An 18441-nucleotide genomic window follows, 5' to 3' on the forward strand; every position below is an offset into this window, starting at 1 on the left:
CTGCCGCCGTCTCGCGAAGGATTGGGAATGCAAAAGCCGGAAAGGGCGAGCGTTCGTCCTCTTGGCCTCCATCCGCCTCATGACCCGAAAGCTCTGTCAGAAAACATCATGATGCCGGACAGACTCTGAGATATGACCATCTGGACCACCGAGAACGCCAGACATTGGATGCCTGAGAAGAACACTGATTGGCTCATAGGCGCCATCAAGGTCTCCGCTTTCGGGGATCAGATACATCCAGCTGGATAACCATGTTGGGTCGGGAGCGGACCCAAAGCATGGGTTCCATCCGTCAGATTTCGACCACTAGGATCGCGGGCGGCAGGCGGAAGGCCTCCGCTTCCCGCGCGTCCGGTCCGACCGGCTGCCCCCGGCTCACGAGCACGTCGCCGACATGGACGTCGGCGCGGGCCATCATCGCGTCCGTCAATTCCGGCGCGTCTTCGTATTCGTCCGCCTGGATGACGTGGGCATCCGTCTTCGCGAAGTCCGTTTCGCCGAACGCATCAGCGGAGAAGCGGGCCGTAGAGGGCTTGCTCTCGTGCATTGGCTTTCCTCATCGTAAAAACGTGACGGTCCGTGCCACGCGGCGTCCACCCGACGACGACCATGCGCGCGTCGAGCAATCCAACGGTGCGACGCGGGACCTCGTCGTCGTCGGCGCGACGATCCTCGAACGGATACGGTTTTCGTTTGAACTCGTCGCCTGCGCACCGTTTTCCCGGACGCCTGGAGCGTCAGCGGACGGCGATCCGGGACCCAGCATCGACAAGGGCCGCGTCAGTGGCTCGATACGAACGGCGCAACGAGATCGACGCTTCGCGGCGTCTTCTGCTGGGTCCCGGATCAGGTTCCGCGGACGCTTCACCCGTCCGGGAGAACGGGCGCCGTGTCCGCAGAACCGATCGACCGGACATCGTATGACCTGTGATGTCAGCAAACACGAGGGCCGACGCGAGGAAGCCCACGCCGTAACCCGGCCAAAGCCGTGTCGCACTTTGCCGGGTGGACCGTGATCGCCCTCGCTATCCAGAAGTGATGAAGAGACGGCCGCGTCAATGAACCCCGCGGCGCCTACCTGTCGGAAGCCTGCGTCCGCGGCCCGTAGCTCCTGAACTTCTCGATGTTGCGCGCGATCTCGGCATCGGAGAGCACCACCGGCGTGCCGACCTGCAACGCGACCGCGTATTGCCGGCACAGGGTCTCCATCTCCACCGCGAGCCAGAGCGCCTTGGGCAGGTCCGGCCCGGTGGCGATCATGCCGTGGTTGGCGAGCAGGCAGCCGTTGCGATCCTCCAGCGCTTCGAGCGCGAGCCGCGAGAGCTCTTCGGTGCCGAAGGTGGCGTAGCCGGAGCAGCGGATCGTCGGGCCGCCGACGGCGGCGATCATGTAGTGCACCGCGGGGATCGTCTGCCGGCACATCGCGAAGGCGGTGCCGTGATCGGGGTGAGCGTGCACCACCGCGTTCACCGCCGGCTTCTCGCGCAGGATGTCGCGGTGGAAGCGCCATTCCGAGGACGGGCTCAGCGGGTGGTCGAAGCCGCCGTCCATCGCCAGGAAGACCACCTCCGCCTCGCCGATGCGGGCGCTCGGGACGCCCGAGGGCGTGATCAGCAAGCCGTCGCGCCAGCGCAGGGAGACGTTGCCCGAGGTGCCGCGGTTGAGGCCCTGCGCATCGAGGTCGCGCGCGGCCGCCACCACAGCCGCCCGCGCCCTGCTCTCGTCGGCATCCATTCGCGGCCCTTCCGGTTGTCCAGCCCCCGATAAGCGCGAAGGCCCGGCACCGTAAAGACGGTGCCGGGCCTCCTTGCGTTCGGCCGGTGGAGCATTTTCAAGCGAGGTGGATGCCGGCTCGCGTGGAGACAATGCGACCACACAGCAGGTGAGAGCATTTTCCGTGATCCAGGGATCACGGAAAATGCTCTCGTGGAGCGTCGCGGCCTCAGGCGGCGACGGCCCCTCGGGCGGCGGTCGTCTCGGGCGCGGCGAGCATCGCGTTGGCGACCACGCGCTTGCGCCAGGGCTTCAGCACCGCGATGGCGAGTATCGAGGCCAGGATGTTGGCGCCGGCCGCCAGCAGGAACACGCCGTCCCAGCTGCCGGAGCTCTGCTGCAGGTAGTTCGCTGCCGGCACCAGCAGGGCCGCCGTGCCCTTGGCGGTGTAGAGCAGGCCGGCGTTGGTCGCCGCGAACTTCGACCCGAAGGTGTCGGTGCAGGTCGAGGGGAAGAGCGAGTAGATCTCACCCCAGGCGAAGAACACGAAGCCCGAGAGCAGCACGAACCACAGCGGATCGTGACCCCAGAGGTAGAGCATGTAGATGCCGAAGCCTTCCATCGCGAAGGCGATGAACATCGTGTTCTCGCGGCCGATCTTGTCCGAGACCCAGCCGAAGAACGGCCGCGTCAGCCCGTTGAGCACCCGGTCGATGGTCGCGGCGAAGGTGATCGCCACCATGGTGATGCCCATGATCGTCACCGGGACCTTGTCGACGCCGATGTCGGCGGCGATCGGCTTCAGGTTGGCGGTGATCATCAGGCCGCCGGCGCCGACGATGACGAACATGAAGTACATCAGCCAGAAGATCGGCTGCCGGACGACCTCGCCGGGCGCGTAGTTGCGCCGGGTCTGGATCACGTTGGCGTTCACCGCCGCCTCGGGCACCTGGCCCTTCTTCGGCGAAATCAGGAAGAAGGCGAGCAGGCAGACGACGATGCCCTGGCCGAGGCCGAACCAGAGGAACGCGGCCTGGAAGCCGTTCTCGGCGATCATCCACTGGATCGGCGCGACGGTGAAGGCCGAGCCGGCGCCGAAGCCCGCCGCGGTGATGCCGGCTGCGAGGCCGCGCTTGTCCGGGAACCACTTGAGCGCGCTGCCGACACAGGTGCCGTAGACCGCGCCCGCGCCGATGCCGGCGACGACCTGGCCGAGATAGAACATGTTGAGCGTGGTGGCGTAGGAATTGATCACCCAGCCGACGCCGCAGAGCAGGCCGCCGAACAGGACGACCACCCGCGGGCCGTACTTGTCCACGAACCAGCCTTCGACCGGGACGAGCCAGGTCTCGAACAGCACGAACAGCGTGAAGGCCCACTGGATCGCCGCGCGGTCGAAGCCGAACTTCTTCTGGATGTCGGGCACGAAGAACGTCCAGCCGTACTGGAGGTTCGCGATCATCACCATGCAGACCACGCCGAGCGCGAGCTGCATCCATCGATATCCGTCGGACACCCGTCCGATCGCCTGTCTGTCGTCGTTTGGCATCGTCATCCTCCCAGAGGTCTTGCTTGAGGCCGGTTGTCCGGCACGTGGCGTGTCGTCCGCGTTGGTCGCGGCGTCGTCGGATCGGGAACCGCCCGAAAGGGACGGTCGCCGACCTTTGCGCCGTTATTCGCCGACGCCCTTCAATCCTCGATGTCGTCGCGCGGAGACCTTCGTCCACGCGAGAACCGCAATGTCGGCATGGTCCTGATGCCGCGTTCCGGCTTCCGATGCAGCTTCGATTGCACGGTTCATCTCGGAAAAACTTTTGGCACCGCAACAAGAAAAAATCAGCGCACCGGCTGGGCGATCTCTGGTCTACGGTATGCCAGAAATATCGTGCGATATCCGCTCGGAACCTGTCAACGCGACCGGAATAAAAATACAGAAATTTCGTTCGGATTAGGAGCTGCCGACAGACGTGGTCCTCAAAGGGACGGCTCGGCCCGAGTGCGAGGCTTCGGAGCCGAGCGACGGCCGATCCGACCGACCCTGCATCGCCGCGTGTGCCATCTAGGCTGACGCCAAGGTTTGCGTTACGTCGGCGATCGGTCGCGCGTCGAATTCCAATCCAAGAACGCGGACCGACGGATACGGCATGTCGAACTCCGAGTCGCTCAGCATCAAGCCGATCGTGGTCAGTTCGAGCCTGCGCACCCTCGCCTACGAGGCGTTGAAGACGTTCATCACCAACATGGACATCTACGGGCGCCCGGACGAGGTGCGCCTCGACGAGCGCAAGCTGTCGCAGGATCTCGGCGTCAGCCGCACGCCGGTGCGCGAGGCGCTGACCGTGCTGGAGCAGGAAGGGTTCGTCCGGTCCGAGGCCCGGCGCGGCGTCTTCGTCATCAAGAAGACGAAGAAGGAGATCGTCGGGATGATCCATTCCTGGGCGGCACTCGAAAGCATGGCCGCCCGGCTCGCCTGCACCCGGGCCTCGGATGCCGAGCTGCGCTCGCTGCGCGAGGCCTTCCCCGAGTTCTACGACGGGCGGCCGGCCGAGCACATCGACGAGTACTCGGACGCCAACATCCGCTTCCACCAGAAGATCATCTCGCTCGGGCAATGCGCGGTGATCTCCGAGCTGTCGAGCAACCTGCTGATGCACGTGCGCGGCATCCGCAACACCGCGCTCCGCCAGGGCGACCGGGCCGAGAAGTCGATCCGCGAGCATGTCGCGATCATCAAGGCGCTCGAGGCGCGCGACGTGGAAGCCGCCGAGCGGCTCGTGCGCGACCACGGCATCGGCCTCGCCGACCACGTCGACGCCTACGGCGCCTACCTCGACTGAACCGATCCCGGTTTTCCGATCTTCCTGCGCGCGTGGTGCACTCCGTCCACCGCGCGCGAACGCATGCGCGCCTTACATGATTGGTATGTGGCGTTTGGCATACCAGAATGCAGCGCACCATGAGATCTATTGCGTCGCAACACGCATCGGGATCCCGCCATGTTCTCCTCGTTCCTCGCCGTCTTCGCCGCCCTCGCCAGCGTCCAGGTGCTGCTCGTCGTGAAGCTCGCCGACTTCCTCACCGACGGCGCCGAGGCGCGCGGTGCCCGCTCGGTCGCAGCCGACGTCCACGGCGCCACCGCCGCCTGAGCACGCGTCCGAGTTGTAATCCGCCGCGCGTCTGCGCACTCTGCCCGCGAGTCGAGGGGCGAGGCCCGATGCCGAATCAGGCATCATGATGGCGTCGCCGAAGGAGGCCGGAAACGGTTCACTCATGAAGTTCGGTTTATCGTCAACACGGCGTTGACGAGGACAACCGAGGAAGGCCGGCATTGGCACAGGGCGCTCCGTTCCCGGCCATGGAGGACGCGTTCGTCCTCCTGATCACCGACCGTCCGGACCTGCGGCGCACCCTGGCGCGCGGGATCGACCTGGTGATGCCGTGCCGCACGGTCTCGGCCTGGCCTGAAGGCGGCGCCCGCCCCGCGCTGGTGGTGATCGACCTGCCGGCAGCCGGCGCAGACGCCGTCCGCGCCGACACCGCCTTGACGCCGACGCTCGTGCTGGAGCGCGACGCCGCGCGGCGCCGGCCCACGTCACCCATCCTGAAGACCCTGCCGGCCGCGACGCGGCGCGAAGCGATCCTCGCCGACGCCTTCGCGATGATCGAGGTCGCCATCGCGCGGACCCGGGTGCTCGACGCGCGGAGTGCCGCCGCGACGACGATCGTGTCGGAGATCTTCGATTCGGCGGCGCTCGGCGCGCCGTTCCAACCGAGCGAGATCGATCGCGGCACCGAGATCGTCCTGGCCGCGGTGTCGGAGGTCGGCATCGGCGACTGGCTCGCCACGGTGTGGCGCCACGACGCCGGCGTCTACCAGCACACCCTCGGCGTCGCCGGCTACGCCGCGGCGTTCGGCGGCCGGGTCGGCCTCTCGCGCCCCGACCGGCACCGCCTGACCAAGGCCGCGCTGCTGCACGACATCGGCAAGGCGCGCATCCCCGTCGAGATCCTGAACAAGCCCGGCCGGCTGACGGCGGAGGAGATGCGCCTGATGCGCCGGCATCCGGAGATCGGCGCGGGGCTGCTCGACGCGCAGGGCGGATTCGATCCGGCGATCGTCGAGGTGGTGCGCCACCACCACGAGAAGCTCGACGGCACCGGGTATCCGGCCGGCCTGCGCGACGGCGCGATCACCGACCTCGTCCGCATCGTCGCGATCTGCGACGTGTTCTCGGCGCTGACCGAGCGCCGGACCTACCGCGATTCCGTCGCTGCCCCCGAGGCGCTGGCGACGATGGAGGGGATGAAAGGCCACCTCGACCGCGCGCTGATGCAGGCCTTCGCGCCCGTGGCCCTCGGCCGTGCGGTGGAGTTGGCCTGATCAGCGCGTTTCAAACGCGCCGGCCTCCACGCGGCTTGAAAAGACTCACGCCCTGCCCGCGACGGGCCGCCATCGCGGCGGAGACCAGGCCGAGGCCGCCGACGGTGGCGAACAGCGCGGCGAAGGCGCGCCCGATCCCGTCCGCGCCGAACACCCGGTCGTTCAGCAGACCGAGCAGGGCCGGCCCGGCGCCGAGCGCCACGAGGGTCACGAAGGCGATGAACAGGCCGCTGATCCGCCCCCGCAGGGCGACCGGCGTCAGGAACTGGATGCCGGCCAGGCTCGGCGGGCTGCAGAAGCCGAGGGCCGCGACCAGGGCCGCGAACCCGCCAAGCGAGAGGCCGAGCCCGGGCGCGAACACCATGACGAGGGTCGCAGGCAGCGACAGCAGGAGCCCGAGCCCCAGCATCCGCGGTGCGGCGCGCGGGCGCTTGCGCTTCGCACGGTCGAGCACGATCCCGCTGACGATGTGTCCCACGGGCGCCGCAACCAGCACGACGAGGCCGAGGATCAGCCCGCTCTCGGCCGGCGTCACCTTGAAGGCGCGCACGTAGAAGGTCGGCGCCCAGGCGGTCAGCGTCTGGCCCATGAGGATCGCGGCGGTCGAAGCCACGGTATGGGGCAGGTAGGCGCGGCCGTGCCGGACGATCCAGGCGAAGGCGCGCGACCACGGCGGCAGTGGGACCGGGACCGACGGAGGGGGCGGTTCGGCGATGCCCCAGGTGAAGGCCAGCAGCACGAGGTTCGGCAGGGCCGCCAGCACGAACAGGGCCTGCCAGGGCGCGAGCGCACCGAAGCCCGGCAGCGTCAGGCCGCCCTGCCCCGTCAGCCAGCCGAGGGTCGCCCCGCCGACGAGGAGGGCGAGGCTTCGCCCGAGCGTACCGCCGGTGGTCAGCAGCGAGACCCCACGCCCAAGCCGCGCCCGCCCGACCCGCAACGCGAGCAGGGACAACGCGGCCGGGACGACGCCCGACTGCCCCAGGCCGAGGAGCATGCGGCTCACGAACAGGGCGGCGAAGGAGCCGGAGAGGCCGCAGGCCAGCGTCGCGAGGGTCCACACCACGAGGCAGCCGAGAAGGAGCGTGCGCCGATGCCCGCGGTCGGCCAACGCGCCGACCCAGGGCAAGCCCGCCGCATGCAGCAGCGCGAAGGCCGAGCCCTGGAGCAGGCCGACCTCGGCGTCGCTCAGCGCCAGATCGTGCTTGAGCGGCGTGGCGAGCACCGTGATCAGGAACCGGTCGCTGAAGGCGAAGAACTGCGTCGCCGCGAGCAGCAGCACCAGCCCCCAGCCGGACGATCCGCCGCTTCGCTCCGCGGTCGGTAGGCGACGAGGTGTGGACGCGAGCGCCGGTTCAGTAGAGTTCACAAAGCCACGCGGCGAGTTGCGACCGGGCGTCGGCGATCCCCGCCCGGGAGGCGCGCGCCCGCTGCAGGTCGGCACGGAACTGTCCCGGCGGCCGCCCGAATGCCGCGTGAAACGCCCGGTTGCAATGGCTTTCGCTGCCGAAGCCGCAGGCGAAGGCCAGGGCCGCGATCGAGCGGGTCTCGCTCGGTCGCCTCAGGCAGGCGCGCAGGCTCTCGAGCCGCCGGAGCCGGAGCACGTTCGCGACGCCGCCATCCTCCGAGAACGAGCGATACAGGACGCTGCGCGAGACGCCGACGCCCCGCGCGATGGTTTCGGCGTCGAGGGTAGAGTCCGACAGGCGCGTGGCGATGAACGCCTCGGCGCGCTCGCGCCGCAGCAGGACGAGCTGCGCTTCGGTGTCCGGGTCGAAGCCGAGCCCGGTCCTGTCGTCGAGCACGGCGGCCAGCACCGTCGTCAGGGCGCGGGCCGCGCCCGCCGCCGCGCGCGGGTTCATGGCGGACGCTCGGCGGGCGAGGGAGACCATCAGGTCGGCGACGAGCCCTCCACTCGCCTCGGGCAGCACCGTGCCGTGGAAGCCGCGAAGCCCGCGCAGCGAGCCTTCGACCGGATCGCGCGCGAGCGCGACGGTGACGACGTGCGCGTGGTCCGCCCGGCTCGATTGCGGCCGGGTGGTGTCGAACAGCAGGATCTCGCCGGGCGCCACCCGAACCTCGTCGCCCGGGACGCCGCCGGACAGGCGGCCGGCGAGCAGGAGGTGGAGGTTGACGTGGTCGAAGCCGTCGCGGCGCACGCGCGCCGCGCCACGGCTGTGCACCAGCCCGTTCAGATGGCGATCGAACACCACCATCCGCGGGAAGCGGTGGGCCTGGAAGCGGGCGTAGAACCCCTCCCCCGTCAGGGCCACGTCGGAACCGTGGGCGTAGAGGTCGTGGTAGGTGCCGAATCCGTCGGGGGCGTCCGGCGACTGCGCGGCGAAACTGAAGGATTGCAACGTCACGGGTCGGCCGAAGCGAGTCCATTCGACACGTCGGTCGATGCGATGTTCATTATTCACCGCTGAAACACGGGTGCAAGGCGGCCCACGGCTGCAACCACTGGGGAATGATTACGCATCACACCTAAAAGTCCGATCGGAGACGAGGCTCGAATGCAGCCTATCCCCGTGCAGGAACGGCCCTCGTGGCGCGCCTGAGGTGCCTCCGCCGAGGTCGCGGTCGGCCCGCATGGGTCTGCGATGGAACGGCGCATCGACGGACGCTGCTCCGGTGCTAGCTTCCTCGCGACGCGCCGAAGGGCAGCGGGCCTCGGAGGATCGCGATGAGCGGCGTGTTCTTTCTCTACTTCACCGCCTGCATGGCGAACGCGCCCGAGACCTGCGAAGCGCGGCGCATGCCGCTCGACGTGGCGACGCCCCGCGCCTGCCAGCACGTCGCCCAGCCGCAGCTTGCGCGCTGGGTCGAGGAACACCCGGACTACCGGATCGCCGGGTGGCGCTGCGGCGCGCCGATGCGCGATCCCGGCACGCGGATCTGATGGCGGGCGTGGCATCGCGGGCACAGGCGCCCGCCCTTGCGCACGGTGCGCCGTCGCGCGCCCCGGTTTCGCCGCATGGGACGGGCCAAGGCGAGGCTCCGTCCCGCCAGCGAACCCGTTCCCGATGCCATACAGCGCCGCCCGCCGCCTCAAGGCCTTCGCCGCCTACGGCCTTTTCGCCCTCGCGCTCGCCGGCTGCGGGACTCCGACGCTCATCGAGAGCGCCGGCCCGGTCAGCCCCGTGATCCTCGACGAGAATGCGGCCGCCGCCGCGATCTCGCGTTACCGCGCCCAGCACGGGCTCGGGCCGGTCACCGTCGACGCCGGGCTGGTGACGGCGGCCGCGTTCCAGGCCGGCAACAACGCCCGCACCGGACAGCTCAGCCACGAGGTCGGCGGCAGCTTCACCGCGCGGATGGCCTCGGCCGGGCTCGGCCGGTCCTGGTCGGCGGAAAACCTCAGCGCCGGCTCCGAGACCTTCGATCAGGTGCTCGCCCGCTGGAAGGCCTCGCCCGAGCACAACAAGAACATGCTGATCCCGCAGATCCACCGCATCGGCATCGCCCGCGTCGACGCACCGGGCACCCGCTACAAGCGGTTCTGGGCGCTGGTGATGGCCGGCGGCTGATGGTCGAAATCAGACGCTGGGCATCCAATCGCGGGATCCACTAAAGTTGGAAAGCGGACCTGGGAGGGGTAGAAATGGATCAGCCAGTAGCCATGAGCATTGCTGATGTCTCAGTCGCGGCTATGATCGACGATGAAATTATGCGCGCTGCAAAAGAGCGTTGGCAGAAAGTGGCCATGATCACGGCTATAATAATTCATGCTAACCCTCGTCGAGGAATAAAGGACACAGCAATAGCAGAGCGTATCAAATTGCTTGTTTCACTAGGTAAGCTCGAAGCGCAAGGGAATTTAGACCGTATGCGCTACAGCGAAGTTCGGTTGCCACCACGGTAGAACCTGCAACCCACACTTCGCTCGTATGGTCCGCTAAGGGTCGAAAGCAGCCCTCCGCTGCAAGTGCCAAGCGTCTGATGTCGACCAAGAGAGCGCCTTCCGCCGAAGCGGACGCCTTTTCGGCGAAAGACAGCACATCATGATAAGGGCCTATTCGACCGTGTTCGGCGCGACGACGTTGCCGGTGCCGCCGTCGGCATTGTCGAGGCTGCTGCCGAAGGGATAGCCGGAATCCTGGCTGCAATAGAGCCGCCAGCCGCCGCGAGAATTCACCACGATCGCCGCCGACGCGAACAGGCCGTCGCCGGTGAAGGTGTTTCCGGTGACGACGTTGTCCGACGGCGTCTGGTGGCGGACCGTGCCGCCCTCCCCGCAATTGCGGTAGAGCCGCACGCCGCCTTGGCCCTGCGTGGCGATGCGGTTGCCGGTGATGCGGTTGCGCGCCGAGCCGTCGACGGCGATCGCCTCCCGCCCGAGCGCGACGGCGATGGTGTTGTCGGCGATGACGTTGTCGGCGCTCTCGGCGTCGAGGTAGATTGCGTCCGCGCCCGAGCGGCCGTCGAGGGTCGAGCCCTGCAGGGTGAACCGCGTCACGCCGGGGGCGAGGTAGAGCGGGATGTGCCCGAGCGCGGTGATCGTCGAATCGCGAATCGTGACCTCGGTCGGCGCCGCCGCCTGCGCCCGCTCGGTATGGCCGAGGCTGTGCGACGACGCCTTCACCGCCGCCCCCTGGCCGTTGAGGCCCATGCCCCAGACGCGGACGTGGCCGAGGATGCGGCAGTTGCGAAGCATGACGCCGCTGGGGCGCGACCAGGTCCCGCCGGGGCCGGCCGGCGCGCGCGAGCGGATCTCGACCGCGAAGTCGGCGAGCGTCGGCGCCGGCTCGGCTCGCCCGATCGTCGCGCCGGCGCAGTCGATCTCCGCGCCCGACGCCTCCGCGCCCTCGACGACGACCCGGCGCAGGACGTGGTCGCCCGGGCTCAGCGTGATCGAGCAGGCGATCGCGGCGGTGTCGTCGCCGGGGCGCGGGGGCGACAGCAGGCGGGCGCGCGTGGCGGCATCGCAGGCGCGCGCGGACACAGGTTCGACGAGGGCGGGCGGGGCCGGCGGCAAGGTGACGATCATCGCCGGGAGATGACGCCCGACGACGGCAATTTCGGGATCGGCACGCGCAGGTCCGCAATGCCGCCGTCACCGGTTCCGCTCGCGGGCGAACGGCTCTAGACCTCCGATGCGTCGACGACCGGTCCGGCGCTGGAGCCGCAGGTTGGCAGACCCCGTCCCGAGCGCCCCGCGGAACCCCGCCAAGCGGACGGTGCTCCGTGCCCGCCGCCGCCGCACCGCGGGCGGTCGCGGCAGCCTCGGCCGGCCGGGCTCCGACCTGACGCGGCTGCCGGTGGCACTCGACCCGCGCGGGCTGAGCCTGGTCGAGGGCGTGCGCGCGGCCTTCGCCTTCGCGATCGTGCTGCTGGCCAACGAATGGATCCAGTGGCCGCCGCTCCTGACCATGGCGCTTGCGGCCAACCTCACCTGCTTCTGCGACACCGGCGGCCCGATCCGCATCCGCCTGCGGGTGCTCACCGCCTTCTCGGTGCTCGGCGGCCTGATCTGGGGGGTGTTCGGGCTGATCCAGCCCTACGGGCCGCTCGTCGTGGTGCCGGCCGCCTGCGCGGTGATCTTCGCTTGCGCCTACGCCCGGGTCTGGAGCGTGCAGGCCCAGGCCGCGGGCAACGTGCTCGTGGTGGTGCTGTGCATCGCCATGGACCGGGCGCTGAGCCCGGAGGAGGCGGCGATCATCGCCGCGATGTTCCTCGCGGGCGGCCTGTGGGCGACCGTGCTGGCGCTGGTGCTGTGGCGGCTGCATCCCTATCGCGCGGCGCACCGCGCCGTCGGCGAAGTCTGGCACGCGCTGGCGCGGCTGACCGGCGACCTGGAAAAACTCGCCGCCGCGCCGGAGACGGTCGCGGCCGCCTTCGACGGCCATGCCCGCGCCCACCGCCGCGGCGTCCGCGCCGGCATCGAGGCGGCGCGCGCCCTCCTGCTCGACCTCGCCCGCTCGCGCGAACGCGTCTCCGAGCGCACGGCGCAGGCGCTGCTGCGGCTTGAGACGGCCGAGCAGCTGTTCTCGGGCCTGATCGGAATCGCCGAGCTGATCGAGAGCGCGCCCGAGCCGCACCGGCGCGCGGCCGCCAAGCTGTTCCTGCGGCGCCTGCGCCCGCTGCTGATCGCCATCGCCCGCGCGATCCGCGACGACGCCGACCTCGACCTGCCGCGCCTGGAGCCGGCGATCGAGCGAGCCACCGCGGGATTGGAGGCGACGCCGATCCTCGCGCGCCTGGCCGAGCGGATCGTCGAGCGGGTCCGGATCGGCGCCAAGCTCTCGACGCCGGAGGGCTACCGCCCCGGCGGCGCGCTCGCCGACGGCGGCAGCCTCGGTTGGCGGACGCGGTTCTTCGGGCCGCTGCGCACCAACTTCACCCTGGCCTCGGCCAACCTCCGCCACGCGGTGCGCGCCAGCGCCGTCTGCGCGCCGGCGCTGGCGGCGACGCTGATCTGGGCCGGCCCGTTCTCGCACTGGCTGGTGATGACCGTGGTGCTGACGATGCAGCCGTTCTACGCGGCGACCTGGCAGCGGGCGCTGGAGCGGATCGGCGGCACCGTGCTCGGCGGCCTCGTCGGCGCGCTGCTGGCGCAGATGGCGACGACGCCGCTGATGCAGATCGCGCTGATCCTGCCGCTGAGCATCGTCGGATTCGCCGCGCGCCAGGTGAGCTACGGCTTCTTCGTCGCCTGCCTCACCCCGTTGATCGTGCTGCTGATCGAGGTGATCACCCCCGGCCACTCCTCCTGGGAGGTGGTCGGCATGCGCGCGCTGTTCACCATCCTTGGCGGGCTGATCGCCGTGGTGAGCTGCCTGCTGCTCTGGCCGATCTGGGAGCCGGACCAGGTCCGCAAGGAGCTCCGGCGCGCGCTCGCGAGCCATGCCGCCTTCGCCGAGGCGGCGCTCGCCGACACGGCGCCCCCGGAGCGCGAGGCGCGGCTCTCGACCTGCGCCCGCAACGCCGGCCTCGCGCTCAACGACCTCGAAGCCGCCCTGTCGCGCGCCCTGCAGCAGCCCCGCGCCGGGCACCATCCCGAGGTCGAGGCCGCGATGGTCGCCGACGCCACGCTCCGGCGGATCAGCGCCCGCCTCACCGTGCTGCGCCACGCCGGCGCGCCGACCCAGGCCGAGGACGGCACCTGGAAGGCCTGGATCGCGGCGAACCTCCAGGCGCTCGCCGAGAACCGCTACCCCCTCCCCGACCGCCCCGGCGGCGCGCGAAGCCCGCAGCTGCAACGCCTCGTCGCCCAAGTCGACCTGCTCACCGGCACCCTGCGGCCGGGGCAGGTGCGGGAGGCGGTGTCCGCCGTCGCGTGACCGCGCCCCGTCTTCTCAGTTCAGGGCCTGCGGGTCGGCCTCCTGCAGGAAGGCGGCGACCTCGCGGAAGAACTGCATGCGGTTCTTCTCCATGATCACCGTATGCGTGCCCTCGCCGAGTTCGACGAAGCGCTTGTAGGGGACGTTGGTCAGCTTGGTGAAGTATTCCTGCGCCTGGTAGCTCGGCAGGTCGGCGTCCCATTCCGCGTGGATGATCAGGGTCGGGACGCGGATCTCGCCCGGATCGTAGAGCGGCTTGCCGGCCTGCCAGTAGGCCTGCGAGTCCGCGACGACGCCGTTCGGCGCGCGCAGCACCGGGGGCGAGAGCGCGGCGCCGACGGCGTCGGTGGCCCATGTCGCGTCCGCCCACTGCTCGAACCAGCCCGCCGGGATCAGGTCGCCGCGCTTGTCCTCCGGGACGCCCTTGAGCCAGCGGTCCCTGGCGCTGTCGCGGGTGACGGTACGATAGGCGCCGAGTGGCCCGGACGTGCCAAGGTTCGGGGGCGCCTTGGCGATCCATTGCGGCGCGTAGAGGACAAGGCGGTTGACCTTGTCGTTGTGGGTCGTGGTGTAGAGACCCATGGTCGAGGTGCCCCACGACCATCCCATCAAGTCGAGCTTGTCCACGCCGCGGCGCTTCAGGATGAAGTCGACCGCGACACCGACGGCCTTCGCAGCGTCGGCGGTGCGCATGAACGGCGGGTTGTCCGCGGCTGCCTGGTCCATCTGCTTCGGCCGGCTCGAGAAGCCGTAGCCGGGCAAATCAACGAGGTAGACGTCGAACCCGAGTCCCGCGAGGTAATCCATCATCGATAGCCCAGCGAGCGGAAGATCGAAGGCGGTGGAGGCTGGATAGGTCGCCCCGTGGACGTAGAGCAGGATCCGGTCGGCGGCGAAGCGCGATTGCCCGGCCGGACGCTTGTTGCGGACGTAGAGTTCGATCCCGTCCTCACCGGTCGGGACCCGGAACTCCTCGCGTTCGATCGATGGTGCCGCGGGCTCGCGGGCCTGCGTCGGCGCTGCAGCCAATCCGAGGCCTAGCACCGCGAGGCCGCGGAAGACCTCACGGCGGGGCACCGCGCTCGTGTCGGCGGCCGGCGTCTGACGGCCTTCGGCCAAGAATGTCCGTTTCGATGGCTTGGGCATCGTTTTCTCCCATCCGTATCTGGCGTCGGATGACGGAGATGAATCACCCCGACGGCATGCAGGCAACGGACGTAGGAGCGGAGCGCGAACGAACCGCGACGATCGTCGCTGGACCGCTTTCCCGCCGGACGCTGACTCACCGAAAAAACCCTGCGCACCGTCCGCGCGTCGCCCCGTTTCCCTTATATCGCCCCGGGGGCATCGAGAGCGGATACGGGCTTTGGAAGACGCGTTGATCCGGTGGCTGCAAGCCACCGCCCACCTGCGAGCCGACGTGGCGGCCGTCGTCGGGACCGCGCTGGCGCTCGGCGTCACCGTGCATGCGCTCCTGCGCAAGCGCCGGGTCAGCGTCGCGGTCGGCTGGATCGGGCTGGCGTGGCTCTCGCCGGTGTTCGGGACGGCCCTGTACCTCCTGTTCGGGATCAACCGGGTCGAGCGCCGCGCACGCAAGTTCCAGTCGAAGCCCTCCGCGGCGCCGGGCGCGCCGAACACCGAGGACGCCATCGTCCCCGAGGTGATGTGGCCGCTGGACAAGGCGGTGCGCCGGATCACCGGCCTGCCGGCTTTGGCCGGCAACACACTGCGCCTGTTTCGCAACGGCGACGCCGCCTACCCGGTGATGCTCGGCGCGATCGACCGGGCGCGGTCGAGCATCGCCCTGTCGAGCTACATCTTCCGCGACGACCCCACCGGGCGGACCTTCTGCGCGGCGCTGAAGGCGGCGCAGGACCGCGGCGTGGCCGTGCGGGTGATCATCGACGGCATCGGCGGCGGCTATTTCCGCGCGGCGGCCTTTCGACGGTTGCGGGCTTCGGGGGTGCCGGCCGCCCTGTTCATGCATTCCGGCTTGCCCTGGCGCATGCCGTTCCTGAACCTGCGCACCCACAAGAAGCTGCTGATCCTCGACGGGCGCGAGGCCTTCACCGGCGGCCTCAACATCTCGCAGCCGAACCGCCTGCGGACCCGCCCCGACCACCCGATCCGCGACACGCACTTCCACGTCGCCGGCCCGGTGGTCGAGCAGCTGATGCTCGCCTTCAGCGCCGACTGGGCCTTCGCGGACGGCGGCGTGCTCGAAGGGCCTGACTGGTTCCCGGACCTGCAACCCGTGGGCGACTCCATCGCCCGGGTCGTCCTCTCCGGGCCCGACGCGGACGTCGAGAAGATCGAGTTCGTGATCCTCCAGGCGCTGGCCTGCGCCCGCAGCTCGGTCCGCTTCGTCACCCCCTACTTCCTGCCGGACGAGGTGGTGATGAACGCCCTCATCCTCGCGAGCCAGCGCGGGATCACGGTGGACATCGTCATCCCGCGGGTCAGCGACCACCATTTCATCGATTGGGCGACGCGGGCGCACGTCGCGCCGCTGATCCGCAACGGCGTGCGGATCTGGCTCGACGAGCCGCCCTTCGACCATTCCAAGGCGATGGTGGTGGACGGGGCCTGGTGCTTCGTCGGCAGCGCGAATTGGGACATGCGCAGCTTCCGCCTGAACTTCGAGCTCAACGTCGAGATCCACGACGCGGCGCTCGCCGCTCAGCTCGAGACGTTCATCCGCGCCAAGATGGAGACGCCGCTCACGATGGAGGCGATCGACGCGCGGGCCTTGCCGGTCCGTTTGCGCGACGCAGGCGTGCGACTGCTGCTGCCATACCTCTGAAGCGAAGGCGCGGGGCCTCGCCGGGCGGGGCCGGGCTGAGGTGGACGACGATGGGCCGGTGGTCGGAAGGCCCGCGCGGCAGCACCGCGTGCTCGCGGCAGACGAGGCCGCGCACCAGGCATCGGTCGAGGCGCAGCGGCACCATCTCGACCATGGCATGGGTCGGCCGGCGCGGCCCCACGTCGCGGAAGCCCGGCAGCAGCGCCGGCCCGACGATGTTGTAGTCGCCCAGGATCGCCGAGCGCTCGGGCAGCATGCCGACGATGCGGCGGAGCTGGCGCCGGTTCAGCATCTGGCCGTGCGAGAGGTGGACGTTGGCCACGCCGAAGTCGCCGAAATCGAGCACCTGGCAGACCCGGTGGACCACCGCGCCGGACGGCAGCGTGACCACGGCCGGGTTCGTCGCCCACGGCGTCGGGCACCACATCGCCAGCCCGTGGATGCGGCCGGGCAGCGGCACCCAGGCGTAGGACCCGCCGACCCGTTCGGTGATCCCGGCGATCTCGCGGGTGGCTTCCTGCATCAGCAGCAGGTCCGGCCGCTCCTGCTCGATCAGCGCGACCACGTCCTCGACCGCCGCGCCGGTGCGGCGCAGCAGGTTCCAGCTGACGACCTTGCGCGACGCCGCCGCGGCATCCGCCTGTCGGAGCGGCGCCGGCGCGACGGAATCGAGGCCGAGGGGGGCCGAAGAGACCTGGGATGAGACCTGGGATGAGGCTTGGGATGAGGCTTGGGATGAGACCTGGGATGTCGCCATGCGGGCCGTTCGTGCTCCTGACCGCGCTCTTCCGACAGCCTGGGGCAGGCGCGAGACCGGGATGGGACCGGGCGGGTTTCGCCCGCCTCCCAACGCGCGACCCACGATCCCGTTGCCCTGTTGACGCAACGCTCCTCCACCCTTGAGCCGTGCGCCGCAAGCGCCCAGAACCCATCTCGACCGGACCGAGGCCGCAAGGGGGCGCTCCAGACGGCGCTCCAGATCTTTGGAATCCATGACGCGTTTCACGTTCATCCACGCCGCCGACCTGCATCTCGGCAGCCCGCTCGCCGGGCTCGGCGCGCGGAATGCCGAGATCGCCCAGCGCTTCGCCTCGGCCGGGCGCCGGGCGTTCGAGGACCTCGTCAGCCACGCAATCGAGGCCCGCGTCGCGTTCCTGATCGTGGCCGGCGACGTCTACGACGGCGATTGGGCCGACCACTCGATCGGCCTGTTCTTCGCCCGCCAGGTCGCGCGGCTCGACCGCGCCGGCATCCCGGTGGTGCTGGTGCGCGGCAACCACGACGCCGAGAGCGTGATCACCAAGGCGATCACCCTGCCGGAGGCGGTCCGCACCTTCTCGACCAAGAAGCCGGAGACCATACGGCTCGACGCGCTGAAGGTCGCCCTGCACGGCCAGAGCTTTCCGAACCGGGCGGTCGACGAGAACCTGTCGCTGTCCTACCCGGCCGCCGTGCCGGGCTGGTTCAACGTCGGGGTGCTGCACACCTCCTGCACCGGCCACGCCCAGCACGCGACCTACGCGCCGTGCTCGGTCGCGGACCTGCGGGCGCGCGGCTACGATTACTGGGCGCTCGGCCACATCCACGACTACACCGAGCTGTCGCAGGATCCTTGGATCCTGTTCCCCGGCAACCTCCAGGGCCGCAGCATCCGCGAATGCGGGCCCAAGGGCGCCGTCGCCGTCGAGGTCTCCGACGGGCAGGTGGCGGGCGTGCGCCGCCTGATCGTCGACCACGCCCGGTTCCACAACCTCTCCGTCGCCGTCGACGAGGCCGAGACCGAGGCGCAGGCGGTGGCGCTGGTCGAGGCGGCGATGCGTCCGCTGGCGGCGCTGGCGGAGGGCCGCCTGCTCGCGGTGCGGGTGCACCTCACCGGGACCACCGCCGCCCACGACCGGCTCGCGGCCGACCGCGAAACCCTCACCGCGGAGATCCAGGCCGCCGCCGACCGCGTCCACGAGGACATCTGGCTGGAGAAGCTGAAGATCGAGACCGCCCGCCCGAGCGGCGGCCCGCGCGAGAATGTCGTCGACGCCATCGACCCGGCGACGCTGCTCGCCGAGATCGACCGCGACCCCGAGTTCCGCGCCCGCGCGACGGCGGCGCTCGCCGAGATCGCCGCGAAGATGCCGGCGACCGAGGACGGCGACCTGGCCGGCGACCTCGACACCCTCTGCGCCGAGGCCGAGGCGATGATCCTCGGCCGCCTCACCAAACGCGCATGCTGAGCCTGGCGCGCATGCCGAGCTTGGCGCGCATGCCGA

General features: G+C 70.0%; 17 protein-coding genes and 1 pseudogene. 10 read left to right on the top strand and 8 right to left on the bottom strand.

Annotated elements, in window-relative coordinates; genetic code table 11:
• A pseudogene (locus FV226_RS20425) lies at positions 1 to 112 on the top strand (IS5/IS1182 family transposase); the annotation flags it as partial.
• A 180-nt stretch (positions 113 to 292) separates the two neighbouring features.
• Here the strand turns inward: FV226_RS20425 and FV226_RS20430 are convergent.
• From FV226_RS20430 to oxlT, 3 genes are all read right to left on the bottom strand, one after another.
• On the bottom strand, positions 293 to 547 hold the full coding sequence (locus FV226_RS20430) for a hypothetical protein (RefSeq protein WP_147764325.1): 255 nt from the start codon (positions 545 to 547) through the stop codon (positions 293 to 295).
• A gap of 527 nt (positions 548 to 1074) precedes the next feature.
• Complete coding sequence (locus tag FV226_RS20440) at positions 1075 to 1734, bottom strand: class II aldolase/adducin family protein (RefSeq protein ID WP_147764326.1); 660 nt, start codon at positions 1732 to 1734, stop codon at positions 1075 to 1077.
• A gap of 208 nt (positions 1735 to 1942) precedes the next feature.
• A complete protein-coding gene (oxlT, locus tag FV226_RS20445; RefSeq protein WP_147764327.1) occupies positions 1943 to 3208 on the bottom strand; it encodes an oxalate/formate MFS antiporter in 1266 nt (421 codons plus the stop codon).
• A gap of 649 nt (positions 3209 to 3857) precedes the next feature.
• On the opposite strand from oxlT, the gene FV226_RS20450 reads away from it, so the two are divergent.
• The 3 genes from FV226_RS20450 to FV226_RS20455 all read left to right on the top strand — a co-directional run bounded on the left by FV226_RS20450 (position 3858) and on the right by FV226_RS20455 (position 6094).
• Positions 3858 to 4550 carry a GntR family transcriptional regulator gene (locus tag FV226_RS20450; protein ID WP_147753813.1) on the top strand — a complete coding sequence of 231 codons (693 nt, stop codon included), beginning with the start codon at positions 3858 to 3860 and terminating at the stop codon, positions 4548 to 4550.
• 159 nt (positions 4551 to 4709) lie between these two features.
• A complete protein-coding gene (locus tag FV226_RS28120) occupies positions 4710 to 4859 on the top strand; it encodes a hypothetical protein (protein ID WP_187277268.1) in 150 nt (49 codons plus the stop codon).
• A gap of 182 nt (positions 4860 to 5041) precedes the next feature.
• The gene (locus tag FV226_RS20455) at positions 5042 to 6094 is read left to right on the top strand and encodes an HD domain-containing phosphohydrolase (protein WP_306422445.1); all 1053 of its coding nucleotides are present in this window, start codon (positions 5042 to 5044) and stop codon (positions 6092 to 6094) included.
• Positions 6095 to 6104: 10 nt separating this feature from the next.
• On the opposite strand, the gene FV226_RS20460 is transcribed toward FV226_RS20455, so the two are convergent.
• Positions 6105 to 7373 (bottom strand): MFS transporter, encoded by a 1269-nt coding sequence (locus tag FV226_RS20460; RefSeq protein WP_238273058.1) that lies wholly within the window; start codon positions 7371 to 7373, stop codon positions 6105 to 6107.
• 73 nt (positions 7374 to 7446) lie between these two features.
• Complete coding sequence (locus FV226_RS20465; protein ID WP_187273577.1) at positions 7447 to 8451, bottom strand: helix-turn-helix domain-containing protein; 1005 nt, start codon at positions 8449 to 8451, stop codon at positions 7447 to 7449.
• Between the two features lie 326 nt (positions 8452 to 8777).
• Here FV226_RS20465 and FV226_RS20470 point away from each other — a divergent pair, with 326 nt between their 5' ends.
• The 3 genes from FV226_RS20470 (at position 8778) to FV226_RS20480 (ending at position 9956) form a co-directional block, all read left to right on the top strand.
• A complete protein-coding gene (locus FV226_RS20470; RefSeq protein WP_147764330.1) occupies positions 8778 to 8993 on the top strand; it encodes a hypothetical protein in 216 nt (71 codons plus the stop codon).
• Positions 8994 to 9117: 124 nt separating this feature from the next.
• Positions 9118 to 9621, top strand: coding sequence for a CAP domain-containing protein (locus tag FV226_RS20475; RefSeq protein WP_147764331.1), 504 nt, complete (start codon positions 9118 to 9120; stop codon positions 9619 to 9621).
• 92 nt (positions 9622 to 9713) lie between these two features.
• Positions 9714 to 9956, top strand: coding sequence for a DUF3658 domain-containing protein (locus tag FV226_RS20480; protein WP_187278807.1), 243 nt, complete (start codon positions 9714 to 9716; stop codon positions 9954 to 9956).
• A gap of 150 nt (positions 9957 to 10106) precedes the next feature.
• Here FV226_RS20480 and FV226_RS20485 read toward each other — a convergent pair whose 3' ends face one another.
• Positions 10107 to 11081: a right-handed parallel beta-helix repeat-containing protein gene (locus FV226_RS20485; RefSeq protein WP_147764333.1), complete on the bottom strand. Its 975-nt coding sequence runs from the start codon at positions 11079 to 11081 to the stop codon at positions 10107 to 10109.
• A gap of 142 nt (positions 11082 to 11223) precedes the next feature.
• Here FV226_RS20485 and FV226_RS20490 point away from each other — a divergent pair, with 142 nt between their 5' ends.
• Positions 11224 to 13374, top strand: a complete 2151-nt coding sequence (locus FV226_RS20490; RefSeq protein WP_238273059.1) for an FUSC family protein — start codon at positions 11224 to 11226, stop codon at positions 13372 to 13374.
• A gap of 15 nt (positions 13375 to 13389) precedes the next feature.
• On the opposite strand, the gene FV226_RS20495 is transcribed toward FV226_RS20490, so the two are convergent.
• A complete protein-coding gene (locus FV226_RS20495; RefSeq protein ID WP_238273063.1) occupies positions 13390 to 14403 on the bottom strand; it encodes an alpha/beta fold hydrolase in 1014 nt (337 codons plus the stop codon).
• A gap of 337 nt (positions 14404 to 14740) precedes the next feature.
• Here FV226_RS20495 and FV226_RS20500 point away from each other — a divergent pair, with 337 nt between their 5' ends.
• Positions 14741 to 16177, top strand: coding sequence for a phospholipase D-like domain-containing protein (locus FV226_RS20500; RefSeq protein WP_147764336.1), 1437 nt, complete (start codon positions 14741 to 14743; stop codon positions 16175 to 16177).
• On the opposite strand, the gene FV226_RS20505 is transcribed toward FV226_RS20500, so the two are convergent.
• Positions 16095 to 16934: an endonuclease/exonuclease/phosphatase family protein gene (locus FV226_RS20505; protein ID WP_246685510.1), complete on the bottom strand. Its 840-nt coding sequence runs from the start codon at positions 16932 to 16934 to the stop codon at positions 16095 to 16097. The genes FV226_RS20500 and FV226_RS20505 overlap by 83 nt on opposite strands.
• A 235-nt stretch (positions 16935 to 17169) precedes the next feature.
• On the opposite strand from FV226_RS20505, the gene FV226_RS20510 reads away from it, so the two are divergent.
• Entirely contained in the window at positions 17170 to 18405 is a 1236-nt protein-coding gene (locus FV226_RS20510; protein WP_147764337.1) for a DNA repair exonuclease, read from the top strand.
• Positions 18406 to 18441 lie beyond the last annotated feature (36 nt).

It is taken from the genome of Methylobacterium sp. WL12, assembly GCF_008039475.1.
Taxonomy (GTDB): Bacteria; Pseudomonadota; Alphaproteobacteria; order Rhizobiales; family Beijerinckiaceae; genus Methylobacterium; species Methylobacterium cerastii.